This window comes from Crystallibacter permensis (genome assembly GCF_025960875.1).
Classification (GTDB): Bacteria; Actinomycetota; Actinomycetes; order Actinomycetales; family Micrococcaceae; genus Crystallibacter; species Crystallibacter permensis.
In genome coordinates this window covers 156,022-173,281 of record NZ_JAODLR010000004.1, presented here as the reverse complement: position 1 = coordinate 173,281, position 17,260 = coordinate 156,022, and the positions used below count along the sequence as shown (strand labels likewise).

The window sequence follows — 17,260 nt, the reverse complement described above, 5'->3', positions numbered from 1 at the left end:
AGTGCCATCGTCTGCCTTCCCCCGGTTGCTTGAGCCACTGGACCTTGGCTTCACCACGCTGCCCAACCGGGTCCTGATGGGCTCCATGCACGTGGGCCTGGAAGAGTTGCCCCACGGTTTTGAACGGATGGCTGCCTTCTATGCCGAACGGGCTCGCGGGGGAGTCGGCCTGATAGTCACCGGCGGCATTTCGCCCAACGAGGCCGGGCGTCCGCTGGCCGGCGGCGCCAAGATGACCACGGCGGCCGAGGCGGAGCAGCACAGCACCGTAACGCGGGCCGTGCATGAGAACGGCGGGCGGATCGCGATGCAACTGCTGCACAGCGGGCGCTACGCCTACCATCCGGACCTGGTGGCGCCGAGCGCCGAACAAGCACCGATCAATGTCCATGTTCCCCGCGAGCTGGCTCCGGAGGAGATCGAAGAGACAATCGAGGACTTCGCCAACGCCGCCGCACTAGCCCAATCGGCGGGCTATGACGGCGTCGAAGTCATGGGCAGCGAAGGCTACCTGATCAACGAATTCATTGCGGGGCGGACCAACCACCGCACGGACGATTGGGGCGGTTCCTACCGCAACCGGATCCGCTTTCCGCTGGAGATCGTCCGCCGGACGCGCGAACGGGTCGGCACGGACTTCATCATCATCTACCGGCTTTCCATGCTGGATCTGGTGGAGGGCGGATCCAGCTTCGAAGAGGTGCTCGAACTGGCCCACGGGATCGAGGCCGCCGGCGCCACGCTGATCAATACCGGAATCGGCTGGCACGAGGCCCGGGTCCCCACCATCGCCACGTCCGTTCCGCGCGGCGCCTTCGCCTGGGTGACCCGGAAGCTGATGGGCCAGCTCGGCATCCCGCTCATCACCACCAACCGCATCAACACCCCTGAGGTCGCCGAACAACTGCTGGCGGACGGCTGCGCCGACATGGTTTCGATGGCCCGCCCCCTGCTGGCAGATCCGGCCTTTGTGCTCAAGGCCTCGCGCGGGACGTCGGACGAGATCAACACGTGCATCGCCTGCAACCAGGCCTGCCTCGACCACACCTTCGTCGGCAAGGTCACCTCGTGCCTGGTCAATCCGCGGGCCTGCCACGAGACCGAGATCCTCCTGGAACCGGCCGCGGAGAAGAAGAAGGTCGCCGTGGTCGGCGCCGGTCCCGCGGGCCTGGGGTTCGCCGTCGCGGCGGCCGAGCGCGGCCACCGGATTACCGTCTTCGAAGCCGCCGGCGAGATCGGCGGGCAGTTCAATCTGGCCAAACAGATCCCGGGCAAGGAAGAGTTCAACGAGACCATCAGGTACTTCGGCCGCCAGCTTGAACTGCGCGGCATCGAACTGCGGCTCAACACCCGGGCCACCGCACAAGACCTGCTTGCCGAGGGCTTCGACGAGGTCATCCTCGCCACCGGTGTGCTGCCCCGGCTCCCCGGAATCGAGGGCCTGGACCATCCCTCGGTGCTGGGCTACCTGGACGTGCTCCGCGAAAAGAAGCCGGTGGGCAACAGTGTCGCCGTCCTGGGCGCCGGCGGCATCGGCTTCGACGTCGCCGAGTACCTCACGCAGTCCGGACCGAGCGCCACGCTGGAATCGGAGCTGTTCTACGAGCACTGGGGCATCGACCCGCACTACGGAACGCCGGGCGGTCTGGCCCGGCCACGCCCGCCCAAGCCTGCGCGCAAGATTTACCTGCTCCAGCGCAAGAACAGCAAGATCGGCGCCGGCCTGGGCAAGACCACCGGCTGGATCCACCGGGCCGAGCTCAAGGCCAAGGACGTCACCATGATTCCCGGCGTCACCTACCGAAAAATTGACGACGGCGGACTGCACTTCAGCGTGGACGGCACCGACCAGGTACTCCCCGTGGATACGGTGGTGCTGTGTACCGGCCAGGAGCCGCAGCGCGAGCTGCAGGCGGAACTGGAGGCAGCCGGACAGACGGTCCACCTGATCGGGGGAGCGGACGTGGCGGCCGAGCTCGACGCCAAACGCGCCATCAACCAGGGCACCCGGCTGGCGGCGGCCATCTGATGTCCCTGCCGCACGCCATTCTGACCGCGCTGCTGGAACAACCCGGCTCCGGGGCGGAGCTGGCGCGCCGCTTCGACAAGTCCTTCGGGTTCTTCTGGCCGGCCACACACCAGCAGATCTACCGCGAACTCGGCCGGCTGGAGGAAGACGGGATGATCCGCTCCACGGGCCGCGATTCGAGCCGCGGACGGGCCAAGGACTACCAGGTGCTCAGCGAAGGGCGCCGCGAGCTGCAGCGGTGGACGGCCGCACAGCAGGACCCCCGGCCGGTCCGGGAGGCACTGATGATCAGGCTGCGCGCCGCCTCGGTGCTCGGCGATCCCTCGATCGCGGACGAACTGGAACGCCACCTCCAGCTGCACCGCGAGCAGCTGGCCACCTACCAGCAGCTCGATGAGCGCGGGAACTGGGGCGGGGGTAATGAACTCCAGCGCGCAGTGCTGACGGCCGGCATCATGTTCGAAGAGACGTGGATTGCTTGGGCCGAACAGACTCTCGAGGCACTCTGAAACCGGCTGTGCCCAAGGTCACCGGCCGCCGTCGCGCATTCGGGCCTAGAGAAGTTGCACCGTACCGTACACTGGATACATCCCCCACTCCGGTATTCCCTTATTTCGACGCGGAAAACGCGTCTGATGGTGTGTAGGGTCCGCATAACGCGGACAGTTTTCATTTTGGGAGCGCCGGCTGAGAAAACGCCATACAGACTGCCGTGAGGCAGCCAGCAAAGTTATGGCGGGAAGTCCTGCCAAGGGATTGGAACAGCGCCGGACTTGTGTCAACAGGCCTCTCGGATCATCACCGCCCATAGCTCAATCGAGTTCTATGGTGATGCTTTGTGCGGCCACGGTCCCCAAATGAATATGAGGAACCCCATGTCTGAAACTCCCACTGCCACCATGTCTGAAAATGCCGCCACTGAGCCGGCCACGGACAACAGCGCCGCCGAAGCGACAGAAGAAAACACAGTGTTGTTCACTGATTTCGGTCTTGACGGCCGCGTGCTCGCAGCCCTGAGCGACGTCGGCTACGAAAAGCCGTCCCCCATCCAGGCCGCCACCATTCCCGTGCTGCTCGAAGGCCGCGACGTCGTGGGCCTGGCCCAGACCGGTACCGGCAAGACCGCCGCTTTCGCGGTCCCTGCGCTGTCCCGGATGGCCGAACTGCCGCCCACCAAGAACACCCAGATCCTGGTGCTGGCCCCCACACGTGAGCTCGCGCTCCAGGTAGCCGAAGCCTTCTCCTCGTACGCCTCGCACATGGAGAACTTCACTGTTCTTCCGGTCTACGGCGGATCCCCTTACGGCCCCCAGCTTGCCGGCCTGCGCCGCGGCGCACAGGTAGTTGTCGGTACCCCCGGCCGCGTCATCGACCACATCGAGAAGGGTTCCCTGGACCTCTCGGAACTGCAGTACATGGTGCTGGACGAGGCCGACGAGATGCTGCGCATGGGCTTCGCCGAAGAAGTTGACCAGATTCTCTCGAAGACTCCGGAAAGCAAGCAGGTTGCCCTGTTCTCGGCCACCATGCCCACCGCCATCCGCCGGATCGCCAAGAAGTACCTGAAGGATCCGGCCGAGATCACTGTCAAGGCCAAGACCACCACGGGCACCAACACCCGCCAGCGCTACCTGCAGGTCATGGGCCCGCACAAGCTGGATGCCATGACCCGGATCCTGGAAGCCGAAGATTTCGACGGCGTTATCGCCTTCGTGCGTACCAAGATGGCTACTGAGGACCTGGCCGACAAGCTCAAGTCCCGCGGCTACCGGTCCGCCGCCATCAACGGCGACATCCCGCAGCAGCAGCGTGAGCGCACGGTCGAGGCCCTGCGCGACGGCAAGATCGACATCCTGGTTGCCACCGACGTGGCCGCCCGCGGTCTCGACGTCGAACGGATCACGCTGGTAGTCAACTACGACATCCCGCACGACACCGAGTCCTACGTACACCGCATCGGCCGTACCGGCCGTGCCGGCCGCTCGGGCGATGCCATCCTGTTCATGACTCCGCGCGAGAAGTACCTGCTGCGGGCCATCGAGAAGGCCACCCGCCAGCCGGTCGAACAGATGCACCTGCCTTCGGCAGAAACCATCAACAGCCTGCGCATGAGCAAGTTCGCCGAAAAGATCACGGAGACGCTCTCGTCCGAAGATGTCTCCATCTTCCGCGACTTGATCTCGAACTACGAGACCGAGCATGATGTGCCGGCCGCCGAGATCGCCGCTGCACTGGCCGTCATGGCCCAGGGCGGACGCCCGCTGCTGGTCCAGGACCTGCCGGAGGCACCGAAGGGCCAGCGCGAGCGCGCCACCGGCGGACGTGACGCTATGGGCTCCCGCGGCCCGACCCGTACACTGACCGAAGGCAATGCCACGTACCGCATCGCCGTCGGCCGCCGCCAGCGCGTCATGCCGGGCTCCATTGTCGGCGCCATCGCCAACGAGGGTGGCCTCAGCGCCGCTCAGATCGGCGGCATCGACATCCGCTCGGACCACTCCTTGGTGGAACTGCCCGCGGACCTCTCCCAGGACCAGCTGCGTGCCTTGTCCCGCACCCGCATCGGCGGCGAGCTGATCCACCTTGAGCTGGATTCGGGCCGCAAGCCGCGCCGCGACCAGGGCGACTTCGGCGGCAGCCGCGGCGGCTACGGCAGCGACCGTCCGTTCAAGAAGAAGTTCGAAGGCGACCGTCCGTACAAGAAGAAGTTCGAAGGCGACCGCAGCTTCAGCAAGGACCGCGGCGAGCGTTCCGACTTCGCCGGCCAAGGTGCCGGAGCGCGCAAGCCCCGCCACAAGAGCTACTAAACCGCGGCCGGACCCTGCAGTTCCTGCTGGGAACCGGCGGCTGAAGTAACCTTACGCAAAAAGGCACCCGTTCAGACGGGTGCCTTTTTGCACGCCCGGGGGCAATTTCCAAGCCGTTCATGCTTCGATGTGACACGCGCCACGCCAAGCATGAGAACTCTCTCATAAAGGTTTCATAAACGATTCATCATCCTGCGCCAAAGTGAACAAAGACGCACGAAGAGTTTGAAACCTATGGAGGACCGATGTATACCAACCAGCAGGACAGCGGTGAGTTACGGATAGTTCTCTACTCCCATGATTCCCAGGGCCTGGGGCACACCCGGCGCAACCTTGCCATCGCCCATGCGCTGGCGGCCCGCCTGCCGTCGCTGTCCGGACGGAAAGTGTCGGGCCTGCTGGTGACCGGCGAGGGAACCGCCACCAGCTACCGGCGGCCCGAAGGCTGGGACTGGATGGTCATTCCTGGTATCAGCAAGCGCGAGGGCAACTACGCTCCGCGCCATCTGGATGTGCGGATGAGCCGTCTGATCAGCCTGCGCTCCGCCGTGATCGAGGGGGCGCTGACGGCCTTCCGTCCCCACCTGGTCATCGTGGACCGGCATGCCTTCGGCGTGGACGGTGAGCTGGTGGACGCGCTGGCGGCGGTGCGGGAAGCCAATCCCGGCTGCAAGGTCATCCTCGGCCTGCGTGAGGTCCTTGACGATCCCGCCGTTGCAGCCCGTGAATGGACTGCGCTCGGGGACCTGTGCCACGTCCGGCGCACCTTCGACGAGCTGTGGGTCTACGGCGACCCGGCCGTGCACAATCCGGTGGCCTCGGGCGAAGTTCCCGCTGCCCTCAGCGACAAGGTCCGCTTCACGGGTTATCTGGCCGCAGGCCGGCCCTGCTCTTCGCGCAAGCCCCGGGCCCGCAAGCCGTACCTGCTGACCATGGTTGGCGGCGGTTCCGACGGATTCGATCTGACCATGGCGGCTGCCCGGGCCAAGGTTCCTGCGGGGTACCGCCATCTGGTCATTACCGGCCCGCAGATGGCAGCAGACCAAAGGCGCCAGGTCGAGCGGGCCGCCCGGAAGCGGACCGACGTGATCGCCAGTGTCCCGGATGCGCTCGTCGAGATCAATGCAGCGGCGGCCATCGTGACCATGGGCGGCTATAACTCGGTCTGCGAAATCCTGAGTACGGAAACTCCTGCCCTCGTGGTGCCGCGGGTATGGCCCCGGCAGGAGCAGCTGATCCGCGCACGTTCGCTCAGCAACCGCCGGCTCGTGGATGTCTGCGAGCCGGCCCAGCTGAGTAGCAAGGTCCTCGGCGACTGGTTCGAAACGGTTGCCGGAACAGCTGTCGGTCGCACGGATATCGAGCTGGACGGGCTCACCTCGGTGGCCCGCCTTGCCGCAGTCCTGCTGGGAGCCGCCCGCGCCGAAGACACAGTGAGCCCTGCGGGGCAGAAGGAGTTGAACCGTGTTGGAGGCTAAGCCCAATATGCCCAGAGTAGGCTATGTCCTCAAGGTCTATCCGCGCTTTTCCGAGACCTTCATTGTCACGGAGATCCTGGCCCGGGAAGCCTCCGGCGAAGACCTGGAGATCTTCTCGCTGCGGCCGCCGGCGGATCCGCGTTTCCATCCGGAACTGGCCCGAGTACAGGCCCCGGTGAACTATGTGCCCAAGCCGGCCAAGCTCAGCGAAGGCTGGGCCATTGTCGCCCGCGCCCAGGAGCTGAATCCGGAATTCGCAGGACGGTGGGCGCAACTGCTGCCCGAACTTGCAGGTTACGACCCTACGGAAGTGCACCAGGGCATCGAGCTGGCCACCATGGCACTCGAGCGCGGCATCACGCACCTGCACGCCCACTTTGGCTCGCTGGCAGCCCGCACCGCGGAAATTGCGGCCGCGCTGGCGCGCATCACCTATTCCTTCACCGCCCACGCCAAGGACATTTTCCACCAGGAGGTGGACCGCGACCGGCTGGCCCGGACCCTGGCCAATGCGTCGCACGTGGTCACCATCAGCGAGTACAACTACCGCTATCTGCGCTCCACGTATGCCGCGGAAACGGCCAACCTGCACCTGGTCTACAACGGGCTGGAACTCGATCGCTTTCCCTACACCGCGCCGCAGGTACCCGGACAGACGCTCCGGGTTGCCGCCGTCGGACGCCTCGTGGAGAAGAAGGGCTTTGACCTGCTGATTGAAGCGGCTGCCGAACTGCGTAGACGCGGCCTGCGGCTGGATGTCCGGATTGCCGGCGGCGGCATGCTTGAAACCGAGCTGGCCGAACAGATCACCTCGCTCGGTCTGGAAGGCACGGTGTGCCTGCTGGGCCCGCGGACCCAGCGGGAAGTCGCCGATCTGCTGCGCTGGGCCGATGTTTTTGCCGCGCCCTGCGTGATCGGAGAAGACGGCAATGCCGACGGGTTGCCCACCGTCCTGCTGGAAGCCATGGCCATGGGCGTGCCCTCCATCGCCAGCGATGTCACCGGCATTCCCGAGGTCATTCATCCGGCCCATGGCGGTGCGGCGCAGACCGGCATCCTGGTCCGTAACGGTGTGGTGGCGGACCTGACCGCCGCACTTGAGGAGGCGGCCCGGCCGGACTTCGACCGGGAGGGCATCGCCGCAGCCGCGCGGCAGTGCATCGAAGCGAATTTCGACTCCTCGAAGCAGGCGGTGCGGCTGCGGCAGTTGGTGGGAGCCCCGGCGCCCACCGTACCTGCCGTGGAAAGCATGGAGGTGGCGTGATGCGAGTGGCATATCTGTGCGCTGACCCGGGAATTCCGGTCTTCGGTACCAAGGGAGCCTCGGTCCACGTCCAGGAGATCATCCGCGCCTGGCGGGCACGCGGCGCCGAGGTGCGTGTGTACTGCACGCGCACCGGCGACGACGTTCCCGCGGACCTGGCCGACCTCCCGGTGACCTGGCTGAAGGTACCCAAAAGCCAGGGACCCGAGCGCGAAGCTGCCCAGGCCGCGGCCGCCGCGGAGCTGGCCCGGAAAATTATCGACGACGGCGCCGACCTCGTCTACGAGCGCTACAGCCTCTTCAGCGCCGGACTGGCCCAAGCCACCGCGGCGCTGGGGATTCCGGGCATCCTCGAGGTCAACGCCCCGCTGATCGACGAGCAGCGCACTCACCGCTACCTGCATGACGAAGCCGCTGCCACCGCTGCACTGCGCGCACAAGTGGCCGCAGCGGACCGCACCGTGTGCGTCTCCGCACCGGTTGCTCGGTGGGTGGAAGGCAAAACGGATGCTGCCCACCATGGCGGCATCGCCGTCGTACCTAACGGTGTGAACACCGACCGGATCCTGCCTGCCTGCCCCGACCCCGAGGCCGTGCCGGTAGTGGCCTTTGTCGGTACGCTCAAGCCGTGGCACGGGGTGGAGGTGCTGCTGGAAGCCGCCGCGCTGGCCTCGCAGGCGTGGCAACTGCGCATTGTCGGCGATGGTCCGCTGGCGGCCGAACTCCAGCGGCGTGCCGCGGAACTCGGGCTGGCGGTGGACTTTACGGGCGCCGTGGTGCCCGAACAGATTCCCGCGGTGCTGGCAGACTGCTCGCTCGCCGCCGCGCCGTACCCGACGATGGACTCGGACGCGGACCAGTACTTCTCGCCGCTGAAGATTTACGAGTACCTCGCGGCTGCGCTGCCGGTGGTGGCCTCGAACGTGGGCCAGATTCCGGAAATTATCGACGACGGCGGAACCGGGCTGTTGGTGGAACCATCGAATCCGGCCGCGCTGGCTGCCGCGATTGACCGCTTGGTAGCCCAGCCCGAACGGCGCCAGACCATGGCACTGGCGGCCCGGGAGCAGACGGTCGCCCGGCACAGCTGGCACCAGGTGCTGGCGCGCAGCCTGGCCGGAATCCGCCTGCCCGATAAGAACCAGGAGCTGACGGTATGAGCCGGAAACAAGCCAACCCGGCGGCCCTGCGCCGCACCCTCGGCATTATCAGGCCGCACCTTGGCCGGCACAAGCTCCTGATGGGCGGCGGCATCACTGCCCTGCTGTTCGAGGTGGTGTTCCGGGTGCTCGAGCCATGGCCGGTCAAGTTTGTGGTGGACGCGGTCACGCGCAGTCTCGGCGCGGACCTCGCCGGCAGCGGGCCCACGGCGACTCCGGCGCTTCTGCTTTCCTGCGCCCTGGCCACTATCTGCATTGTGGGCTTCCGCGCGCTGGCGAACTATCTGGCCACCGTCGCCTTTGCGCTCGCCGGCTCGCGGGTCGCCGCGGCGCTGCGCGTGCGCGTCTTCTCCCATGTCCAGGCCCTGTCCGACCGGTACCACTCCTCGGCGCGGACCGGCGATACGGTGCAGCGGCTGGTGGGCGATATCGGCCGGCTCCAGGAAGTGGCGGTCACGGCCGGGCTGCCGCTGGTGGCCAACGTGATCACCCTGGTGGTGATGGCCGGCGTCATGTTCTGGCTGGATCCGCTGCTGGCCCTCGTGGTGGTCCTCGCGGCCGCCGCGTTCCTGCTCATCTCCCGCGGCAGCACCGGCAAGATCACCGCTGCTTCCCGGAAGACCCGGAAGGGCGAAGGCGCGCTGGCCAACACCGCGCAGGAGAGCCTCGGGGCTATCCGGGTGGTGCAGGCCTACGGCCTGGAACGGATCCTCGCCGGCAAGTTCTCCAACAGCAATAAGCAGGCCCTGACCGAGGGTGTGCAGGCCCGGCGTCTGGCCGCCGGGCTGGAACGCCGCACCGATGTAATCGTCGGCGTCGCGACGGCGGCAGTGCTCTTCGGCGGCGGCATGCGGGTGGCGGAAGCGGCGATGACACCCGGGGATCTGGTCATCTTCCTGACGTACCTGAAGACCGCCATGAAGCCGCTGCGGGACCTGGCCAAGTACACCGGGCGCATCGCCCGTGCCACGGCTTCGGGCGAACGCGTCGCCGACCTTCTGGACGAACGTGTGGACATCCAGGACGCGCCGGACGCGGTGGAGCTGTCCGGCGTCCGCGGCGAGATCCGCCTGCAGAGTGTGCGCGCAGCCTATGGCGACGGACGTCCCGTGCTGCACCACGTGAACCTGCACATTCCGGCCGGGCAGAAGGTGGCCGTGGTTGGACCATCCGGTTCCGGGAAGTCCACGCTGGCTTCGCTGTTGGTGCGCATGATGGATCCGGTGCACGGTTGCGTCAGCGTCGATGGACACGACCTGCGGCAGGTGACGCTGGCTTCGCTGCGCTCGCAGGTGAGCCTGCTGCTGCAGGACTCGGTGCTCTTCACCGGTACCATCCGCGACAACATCCGCTACGGCAGGATGGAGGCCACGGACGAGGAAGTGGAGCAGGCTGCACGGCGTGCCCAAGCCCACGGCTTCATCACGGCCTCGCCGGACGGCTATGAGACCGTGGTGGGGGAGCGCGGCAGCACGCTCTCCGGCGGACAGCGCCAGCGGCTGGCCATCGCCCGTGCCTTGCTCCGGCACGCACCGGTGGTAGTGCTGGATGAGGCCACCACGGGACTGGACCCCGAAGCAGCAAGTGAAGTGCTCGCAGCTCTGGGCACCCTGACCGAAGGACGTACCACTGTGACGATTACGCACGACGCCGGACCGGCACTGGCCACCGACCGTGTTCTCTGGGTCCAAGACGGCAATGTGGTGCTGGACGGCACTCCTGAACAACTGCTCGATCATCCTTCCGGCACCTTCAAGGCCTGGGTGGAACAGCAGCAGGCGGCCAATGCCAGCGAGGCGCGGGTCGACGTCGGGAATCCCGCCGGCGCTACCGTATCGGAGGTGGTGTAGGTGCCCGGTTCCGTTGTTGATCGAGCCCTCCCGGCGCTGGACGTGGTGATGGACCCGGAGCGGCTGAGCAGCCTGTTCGGCCGCCCGGTCGCCGCGGCGCATTTGCGGTATAAGCCCGGTATGTCCGTGGTGGCCCGGCTTTCCGGAAGCGACGGACCCACCTGGATCGCCGGATACTCACGCAGCCAGGACTCGAAGCTGGCCAAAACGTTCAAACGCGCCGAGCAGCAGGGAGTGCAGCTTGAATCCTTGGAGCTCCCCGAAGCCCCCGGACATCTGGTGGTTTCCGGACCGCTGGCGCTGGACGCCAAACTGCACCGCGTTCTCGCCCGGACCGGTCTGCTGTCCGGCCGTGCCGGTGGAATCGATGTGCTGAACTACAACCCCCACCGACGTCTGGTCGCAGCGTTCGGGCAAGGCGACCAGCGCAGGGTCGCCAAGGTCACGGCCGGACGGGCGCGGGTGCACGCAGAGATGCTGGTACGGCTGCAGGACGCCGGCGTCCCGGTCCTGGAACAACAATCTCCCGGGGACGAGGCAGGTGCACATCCGGACGGTGCGGACGCCCGGCACGCCGTGTACTACCCCTGGTTCGGCGACACCGACCTGCAGCGCCTGCACCGGCAGGAGCCGGGGACACCTGAGCAGGACGCACTTGAGCAGGGCGCACCTGAGCGGGGCGGTCCGGATGCGCTGGCGCTCGCCGCCGAGGCGGGCAGGACCCTGGCCCTCCTCCACGCCCAGCCGCCGTGGGCAGGCCGTGACCCCGCCCAGCCAGCGACTGCGGGCCAAGGCGGAACCGGAACCGGCACCGCTTCGAAGGTTCCCGCGCCCGGCCACGTTGCAATGCCGGGCCTGCAAAAACTGGCTGCCAATACCGGCCAACTGGTGCCCGCGGCTGCTGAGAGACTGCATCATGCCGCCGACCTTTTGACAGTGCGGCTGCGCGGGCCGGGCCGGGCAGGCTTTGTGCACGGCGATTTCTCTGCCGACCAGATCCTGGTCGGCAGCGAAGGCTTGCGCATTATCGATCTGGACCGCTTTGGCTACGGTGCTGTGGTGTCGGATCTGGGCTGCTTCGCCGCGGTCGAACTGCTGGACACCGGCACGGGAACCCTTACGGCCGCCCTGCTCGAGGGATATCAGGAAGGCCAGGGCGCAATGTCCGGCGTCGGACTGGACGCCGACGAATTGAACGTGTGGACGGCCTGCCACCTGTTCTCGAGGATTCTGGAGCCGTTCCGTTCCTGCGAGCGGGACTGGCGGCAACGCATTCTCGACCGGCTGGCACAGATTGAGGGGATGCTGGCATGACCGCCGTCGTTCCTTCAACAGTTTGTGATCAGGCCGGCGCACCCGTGTCGATCCGCCGCGCGTGGCCCAAGAGCGGACGCCGGCTCACCTTCGAGGCCGTGGATGAATACGGCCGCCTTCGGGCGGGCACGATCGACGACGGCGGGAAAGCCACCGTTGCCGGCTTCAGGACGGACCCCGCGCTGCCTGGACTGGGGGAGGCCGGCGGAAAGTTGCTGGTCCACCGCTATAAACGCCGCGCTGTGCTGCAGTCCGAGGACGGAGCCCGCTACACCAAGCTGCTGGCCCACGGTAAGGCCGCCACGGTTGCCGGGCAGTCCGCGCTGATGCACAAAGCAGGTACCCGCGCAGGCTTCGCGGTGCCAGAGGTCATACGCAGCGGACCGGACCGCGTGGTCTCGACTGCGCTGGCCGGCACCAGTCTGCATGAACTCGGGGACGCAGATGGCTCGGGCACCTGGGACCGGGCCTGGCAGCTCTGGGCAGAGCGGTGGCCGTCGTTGGTCCGGGACGGTGCCGGAGTGCAGGAGCTACCGCTGCATGACGGAACGGCGGAAGCGGCCACGGTGGGCAGGTGGGTGGCCCATCTGCTGGACTTCCAAGCGCTGGAAGCCGATCCGGCTGCTGTCCGAAGCCTCGCCGATGAGGTGTGTGGAGCCCTGGCGGAGGGGAGCGGCCGTGGGGAAGCTGGCCTTGCGCACCGTGACCTCCACGATAAACAACTGCTCTACTGTGCAGACGCTGGATCGCTTGGACTGCTGGATTTCGATACCGCAGCGCTGGGCGAGCCTGCACTGGATCTGGCAAACCTGGCCGTCCACCTGCGGTTGCGGGCAGACCAGGGGACGGTCACCACGCTGGCCCGCAAGACGGCTGAAGTAGCGGTGGACGCAGCCGCTGCAGACCTGTCGGTGACGGCCCGCCGGCTGCATCTCTACACCGTGGCCACCGAACTGCGGCTGGTCTGCGTCTACGCCTTCCGTCCTCAATGGCAGCATCTTGCCCAGTCATGGTTGGACAGCTTGCTGGCGCCCCAGACAAGAAAGGGAATCTCGTGAAGATCTTCTCGTCCATACTGGCGTTGCTGCTGGTCGGCGCAGCGAGCGTGATGTTGTGGAACGTAGCCGTGGCACAGCCGGAGGATTCCACCATCGACGTCTCGCACCTGCAGCAGGCCTCGTCGCCGCCGGAACCGACCCCTGCTGCCGATCCCGATGCCAGTGCAGATCCCAAGCCCGAAGCGCCGGCGAAACCTTCGCCCGAGAAGGAACCTCAGGAGCCCAAGGGCAAGGATGAGCCGGCCAAGCCGGCGCAAGACTCCGCCCCCAAACCACAGCCGGCCCCGGCCCCGGTGCCGGAACAGGTCGCGCCTGCGCCGCCGGTTGTCGTTGATGACGACGATTGGGATGACGATGTCGAAGATGACTGGGACGACGGCGGCGGAGACGATTAGCCGCCGTTTTTGGGCCCTTGATGAGGCGAAACAGCGTCGGTAGTAGCGGCCGGAATTGTGGGGCTGGCCACAACCGCCGATTCCGATTTCACACGGGGCTAAACTGCTGGTAAAGTTTTTCTCCGTTGCCCCCCTAGCTCAGTGGTAGAGCGCGTTCTTGGTAAGAACGAGGTCACCGGATCGATTCCGGTGGGGGGCTCTGAATAGCGAAGCCCGCGTCTGTGTCGCAAAGACGCAGCGCGGGCGTTCCTATTCGTGGCGGTGTAGCTCAGCTGGTTAGAGCGCACGACTCATAATCGTGAGGTCCCCGGATCGAGTCCGGGCACCGCTACCAATAAGAAGGCCCCTGACTTGGAATTATCCCCAGTCAGGGGCATTCTTTTTGCCCTTATCAGGCAAGCGTCGCAAATCGCCACTTCTTGCTACCTCATTCGTCCTCGTGACCGCACAATGTTTCCTCTGCCGCCATCACAATCGCAGAATAGTCTCGGACCATGTCTTCTGTTGGTTCCGGGTCGATGGCACCCATGGAGTAGACGAGTCTCAGGCGCGCAGGATCCTCGCCGGCATTGATTAGTCGGCACGTATAGGATGCGAGTTCCATGGCCTCCTGATCGGTGCGTTGTTGCTCTATTCGTTTCTCCAAGCCCGATTCCAGAGTGGTTTTGTAGGCGGTGAGGAATAGTTCGTAGTCGCCCGGTTCGGGGCGCTGCCCGTCAGGGGGATCGAGCGGGTCGGCTTCTGGTATCGGCTCGGTCGAAGGGTCCGGTTCAATCGACTCCGGTATCGGTTCCGCTTGATGCGACGTCTCCGTAGCCGCTGGCGTGGACGTATCATCGGCCGGTGCCGAACATCCCGCGACCAGTATCAACCCGGCTACTACGACAAAACCCCTCTTCATGGTCTCCCTCGCTGGCGCTCCTCAAAAGGCTACACGGTGGAGGTTGGACCATTCACCGCTGATGAAGTGCCCAGGAGACAACCCGGTGTCACTGTCGAGCTTGGCCGGACCTCAATGATCAGCTTGCTTACTGAATCCTTCTGTGGCTAGCGTGGAGGGTACGGGGCTGGCCCCGATCCGGCCCCTGGGAAGTGGAGGAATGATGTCTGAACAGAATATTTCCGGTAAGAAGGTAGCCTTCCTGCTCACGGACGGCGTAGAGCAAGTCGAGCTGACCAGCCCCTGGCAGGCGGTTAAGGATGCCGGCGGAGAGCCCGTCCTTGTCGCACCCAAATCCGGGACCTTGCAGGGGTTCAAGGGTACCGAGAAGGCCGACACCTTCCCGGTGGACGTAACTGCTGACCAGGCCCGCGTTGACGATTACGACGCGCTGGTCATTCCCGGCGGTGTCGTGAATGCGGACCATCTGCGCGCGGAAAAGTCCGCCGTCGACTTCACCCGTTCCTTCTTCGATAACCAGAAGCCCGTGGCCGTCATTTGCCATGGCCCCTGGGTTCTCATCGAGGCCGGAGTGACCGATGGCCGCAGGCTCACTTCGTATCACACCCTGGCCACGGACCTGAAGAATGCCGGAGCCAAGTGGGTTGACGAGGAGGTAGTGGTGGACCAGGGGCTGGTGACCAGCCGGAATCCTGATGATCTGCCCGCTTTCAACGCCAAGCTCGTGGAAGAAATCGCCGAAGGCAGGCACCGGGGCCAGACAACGTAGGGCTGTCCGTGTAGGGTCCAGGGACTTTCAACGCCCGACGGCGGACGCCTCCCGAGTGCGGCCGTCGTCGGGCTTTGCCATGGCGTGATGCCGGGTGCATTACGGGCAAGCCTGCGTCTTAGAGTAGCTACATGGACGGTACTTTCCTGTGCCACGGCATAATCTGGAACACGACGGGGCCACGGCTGGCATTGGCAAGGCCTGACGGCACGACTGCCGCTATGGATGTCGCCGAGGGGACTCGGCTGGGCTTCCGGGTTCTAGAAGCAGGGAAGTTCTGCCTGGGCAGCCACCGGGTCCAGGGTCCGCAGGCCAGGCACCATGTGCCATGCCCCCTTCAAGCACCCGCGGAACGCGGCTACCAATGCATCAACTGCTTTCTGAACGATGATTTGCGCTTCCTCCATGACGCCCACCGCAGCGGGTCGGCTCCAGACGGACTGCGCGCCTACCTCGCCCAGCCGCACTGGCTGTACGTGGCAACGTTCGCCTCCGGCGCGAGCAAGGTAGGCACCTCCTCGGACCTGCGCAAGCGGCTCCGACTAGCCGAACAAGGCGCCGTGGCTGCCCGCTACGTGGCCAGAGCCGAGGACGGCAGAATTGTCCGCGTGCTGGAGGACATGGTTTCCCAGCAAACGGAATTGACCCAGGCCGTGCGCTCTACAGCGAAACTGGCCGGTCTACAGGCGCCGCGGAGCCCGGCCGAGCTGGACAGCATCAACGCCGACCACGCCCGCACCGTTCGGAACCTGCTGCCAGGAGTGGAGCTGGAAGGCTTTGTCAACGTCGACCAGACGTGGGAACTGCCGGAACCCGGCAGGCGGGTGATCGGTTCGGATTCACGCACGGCTTATCCGCTGGAGCTGGCGGCGGGTACTCACGGACTGGTGCTGGAGGCGTTTCTGGGCAGCATTGCCTTGGTCCGGACCCGGGAGGCCGGCCCGGAATATGTGGCCGACCTGAACGGGCTCAAGGGCAGGCGGATTGAGCTGGGCGCTTACGAGTCTCAGCTGCCCCCGGTGCAGGTTTCGTTGTTCTGAACCGCTAACCTTGAAGTATGAACCCCTGGGATACTGGCTCGCCGCTCTACCGCAAACTGGTCATCTCAGCCATGGTTCTTATCGGCGCCGGTATCCTGCTGTCCATTATCGCCGCCGGTGCCGGCCTTCAGCCCCTTGTATGGGCAGCGCTGGCCATCATCATCACCGGCCTGCTCACGCATCTGGCCGGACTGGTGGTGCGGGCGCGGGACGCCAGGGCCCGCCGGGCTGCCGCCCGGCCGCAGAAGAATTGATGCACCCCTGCACTAGGCTTTGAAGAGACTTTCTGCCCTTGAGAAGGAGATCCATGTCAGAACAGATCGGGGTCAACCCGCAGCTGGCCGGCCGCGTTTATCCGGCCGGGGAAGCCTACACCGTAGGCCGTGAGAAGATCCGGGAGTTTGCGCGCGCTGTTAAGGCAACGCACCCGGCCCACTTCGAGGTGGAAGCTGCAAAGGACCTGGGTTATCCGGACCTGATTGCGCCGCCGACATTCGCGATCATTGTTGCGCAACGGGCAGACGCACAACTGGTTGAAGATCCCGAGGCTGGCATTGATTTCTCCCGCGTTGTCCATGCCGATCAGCGGTTCGTCCACCACCGTCCCATCGTGGCAGGCGATCAGCTGGTAGCCGAACTACACGTGGACCAGGTGCGGGCGATGGGCGGCGGAGCCATGATCACCACCCGCGCGGAGATCAGCACTGCCGATGGTGAGAAGACCGCCACTGCAACGTCTTCGATTCTGGTGAGAGGGGAAGGCCAGTGATGCCCGCATTGAACGATCTGTCCGTCGGACAGGAAATCGGTTCCACGACCATCGATATTTCCCGGGCTGATTTGGTGCGGTACGCCGGTGCCTCCGGTGACTTCAACCCGATTCACTGGAACGACCGTTTTGCCGAGCAGGTCGGGCTACCCGGAGTGATCGCCCACGGCATGTTCACAATGGGGGCAGCCGTCCAGCTGGTCACCGATTGGGCCGACAACCCCGCGGCCGTCGTCGATTACCAAACCAGATTCACCAAACCGGTGGTTGTGGAGAACCTGGACACCGGCGGGGCCACTCTTGAGGTCACTGGAGTCATCGGAGCCATCGACGAGGCGAATTCGTCGGTCCGCGTGGATCTCACCGTAACGGCCGCCGGGCAGAAGGTCCTGGTCAAGGCGCAGGCCGTTGTCCGTGCCTGGTGAG

16 protein-coding genes and 2 tRNA genes are annotated in these 17,260 nt (G+C 65.7%); 17 read left to right on the top strand and 1 reads right to left on the bottom strand.

Going from position 1 to position 17,260, the window contains the following annotated elements:
- Nucleotide 1 precedes the first annotated feature (1 nt).
- The 12 genes from B0G38_RS06665 to B0G38_RS06610 all read left to right on the top strand — a co-directional run bounded on the left by B0G38_RS06665 (nucleotide 2) and on the right by B0G38_RS06610 (nucleotide 13,689).
- Entirely contained in the window at nucleotides 2–2,029 is a 2,028-nt protein-coding gene (locus B0G38_RS06665; RefSeq protein ID WP_264668701.1) for an NADPH-dependent 2,4-dienoyl-CoA reductase, read from the top strand.
- The gene (locus tag B0G38_RS06660; protein ID WP_264668700.1) at nucleotides 2,029–2,538 is read left to right on the top strand and encodes a PadR family transcriptional regulator; all 510 of its coding nucleotides are present in this window, start codon (nucleotides 2,029–2,031) and stop codon (nucleotides 2,536–2,538) included. Before B0G38_RS06665 ends, B0G38_RS06660 begins: the two co-directional genes overlap by 1 nt.
- A gap of 366 nt (nucleotides 2,539–2,904) precedes the next feature.
- Nucleotides 2,905–4,836 (top strand): DEAD/DEAH box helicase, encoded by a 1,932-nt coding sequence (locus B0G38_RS06655; protein ID WP_264668699.1) that lies wholly within the window; start codon nucleotides 2,905–2,907, stop codon nucleotides 4,834–4,836.
- Nucleotides 4,837–5,081: 245 nt separating this feature from the next.
- A complete protein-coding gene (locus tag B0G38_RS06650) occupies nucleotides 5,082–6,314 on the top strand; it encodes a glycosyltransferase family protein (protein ID WP_264668698.1) in 1,233 nt (410 codons plus the stop codon).
- Entirely contained in the window at nucleotides 6,301–7,578 is a 1,278-nt protein-coding gene (locus B0G38_RS06645) for a glycosyltransferase family 4 protein (RefSeq protein WP_264668697.1), read from the top strand. The genes B0G38_RS06650 and B0G38_RS06645 overlap by 14 nt, the downstream gene beginning before the upstream one ends.
- Nucleotides 7,578–8,738 carry a glycosyltransferase family 4 protein gene (locus tag B0G38_RS06640; protein ID WP_264668832.1) on the top strand — a complete coding sequence of 387 codons (1,161 nt, stop codon included), beginning with the start codon at nucleotides 7,578–7,580 and terminating at the stop codon, nucleotides 8,736–8,738. Before B0G38_RS06645 ends, B0G38_RS06640 begins: the two co-directional genes overlap by 1 nt.
- Nucleotides 8,735–10,588 (top strand): ABC transporter ATP-binding protein, encoded by a 1,854-nt coding sequence (locus tag B0G38_RS06635; RefSeq protein WP_264668696.1) that lies wholly within the window; start codon nucleotides 8,735–8,737, stop codon nucleotides 10,586–10,588. The genes B0G38_RS06640 and B0G38_RS06635 overlap by 4 nt, the downstream gene beginning before the upstream one ends.
- A complete protein-coding gene (locus tag B0G38_RS06630) occupies nucleotides 10,589–11,902 on the top strand; it encodes a phosphotransferase family protein (RefSeq protein ID WP_264668695.1) in 1,314 nt (437 codons plus the stop codon).
- The gene (locus B0G38_RS06625) at nucleotides 11,899–12,960 is read left to right on the top strand and encodes an aminoglycoside phosphotransferase family protein (protein ID WP_264668694.1); all 1,062 of its coding nucleotides are present in this window, start codon (nucleotides 11,899–11,901) and stop codon (nucleotides 12,958–12,960) included. The genes B0G38_RS06630 and B0G38_RS06625 overlap by 4 nt, the downstream gene beginning before the upstream one ends.
- On the top strand, nucleotides 12,957–13,355 hold the full coding sequence (locus B0G38_RS06620) for a hypothetical protein (RefSeq protein ID WP_264668693.1): 399 nt from the start codon (nucleotides 12,957–12,959) through the stop codon (nucleotides 13,353–13,355). Before B0G38_RS06625 ends, B0G38_RS06620 begins: the two co-directional genes overlap by 4 nt.
- A gap of 127 nt (nucleotides 13,356–13,482) precedes the next feature.
- A tRNA-Thr gene (locus B0G38_RS06615) sits at nucleotides 13,483–13,554 on the top strand.
- Nucleotides 13,555–13,612: 58 nt separating this feature from the next.
- Nucleotides 13,613–13,689, top strand: a tRNA-Met gene (locus tag B0G38_RS06610).
- Between the two features lie 93 nt (nucleotides 13,690–13,782).
- Here B0G38_RS06610 and B0G38_RS06605 read toward each other — a convergent pair.
- Nucleotides 13,783–14,256, bottom strand: a complete 474-nt coding sequence (locus tag B0G38_RS06605; RefSeq protein ID WP_264668692.1) for a hypothetical protein — start codon at nucleotides 14,254–14,256, stop codon at nucleotides 13,783–13,785.
- A gap of 202 nt (nucleotides 14,257–14,458) precedes the next feature.
- On the opposite strand from B0G38_RS06605, the gene B0G38_RS06600 reads away from it, so the two are divergent.
- From B0G38_RS06600 to B0G38_RS06580, 5 genes are all read left to right on the top strand, one after another.
- A complete protein-coding gene (locus tag B0G38_RS06600; protein WP_264668691.1) occupies nucleotides 14,459–15,025 on the top strand; it encodes a type 1 glutamine amidotransferase domain-containing protein in 567 nt (188 codons plus the stop codon).
- A 131-nt stretch (nucleotides 15,026–15,156) separates the two neighbouring features.
- Complete coding sequence (locus B0G38_RS06595; protein WP_264668690.1) at nucleotides 15,157–16,065, top strand: DUF2797 domain-containing protein; 909 nt, start codon at nucleotides 15,157–15,159, stop codon at nucleotides 16,063–16,065.
- Between the two features lie 17 nt (nucleotides 16,066–16,082).
- Entirely contained in the window at nucleotides 16,083–16,319 is a 237-nt protein-coding gene (locus tag B0G38_RS06590) for a hypothetical protein (protein ID WP_264668689.1), read from the top strand.
- Nucleotides 16,320–16,384: 65 nt separating this feature from the next.
- On the top strand, nucleotides 16,385–16,834 hold the full coding sequence (locus B0G38_RS06585; protein WP_169993698.1) for an FAS1-like dehydratase domain-containing protein: 450 nt from the start codon (nucleotides 16,385–16,387) through the stop codon (nucleotides 16,832–16,834).
- Nucleotides 16,834–17,259 carry a MaoC family dehydratase gene (locus B0G38_RS06580; RefSeq protein ID WP_413542040.1) on the top strand — a complete coding sequence of 142 codons (426 nt, stop codon included), beginning with the start codon at nucleotides 16,834–16,836 and terminating at the stop codon, nucleotides 17,257–17,259. The genes B0G38_RS06585 and B0G38_RS06580 overlap by 1 nt, the downstream gene beginning before the upstream one ends.
- Nucleotide 17,260 lies beyond the last annotated feature (1 nt).

Bases quoted from the DNA above. Each gene is read 5' to 3' on its own strand.
- B0G38_RS06640 (WP_264668832.1), top strand. From the start codon at position 7,578: ATGCGAGTGGCATATCTGTGCGCTGACCCGGGAATTCCGGTCTTCGGT.
- B0G38_RS06605 (WP_264668692.1), bottom strand. From the start codon at position 14,256: ATGAAGAGGGGTTTTGTCGTAGTAGCCGGGTTGATACTGGTCGCGGGA.
- B0G38_RS06635 (WP_264668696.1), top strand. From the start codon at position 8,735: ATGAGCCGGAAACAAGCCAACCCGGCGGCCCTGCGCCGCACCCTCGGC.
- B0G38_RS06660 (WP_264668700.1), top strand. From the start codon at position 2,029: ATGTCCCTGCCGCACGCCATTCTGACCGCGCTGCTGGAACAACCCGGC.
- B0G38_RS06650 (WP_264668698.1), top strand. From the start codon at position 5,082: ATGTATACCAACCAGCAGGACAGCGGTGAGTTACGGATAGTTCTCTAC.
- B0G38_RS06590 (WP_264668689.1), top strand. From the start codon at position 16,083: ATGAACCCCTGGGATACTGGCTCGCCGCTCTACCGCAAACTGGTCATC.
- B0G38_RS06655 (WP_264668699.1), top strand. From the start codon at position 2,905: ATGTCTGAAACTCCCACTGCCACCATGTCTGAAAATGCCGCCACTGAG.
- B0G38_RS06595 (WP_264668690.1), top strand. From the start codon at position 15,157: ATGGACGGTACTTTCCTGTGCCACGGCATAATCTGGAACACGACGGGG.
- B0G38_RS06600 (WP_264668691.1), top strand. From the start codon at position 14,459: ATGTCTGAACAGAATATTTCCGGTAAGAAGGTAGCCTTCCTGCTCACG.
- B0G38_RS06625 (WP_264668694.1), top strand. From the start codon at position 11,899: ATGACCGCCGTCGTTCCTTCAACAGTTTGTGATCAGGCCGGCGCACCC.
- B0G38_RS06580 (WP_413542040.1), top strand. From the start codon at position 16,834: ATGCCCGCATTGAACGATCTGTCCGTCGGACAGGAAATCGGTTCCACG.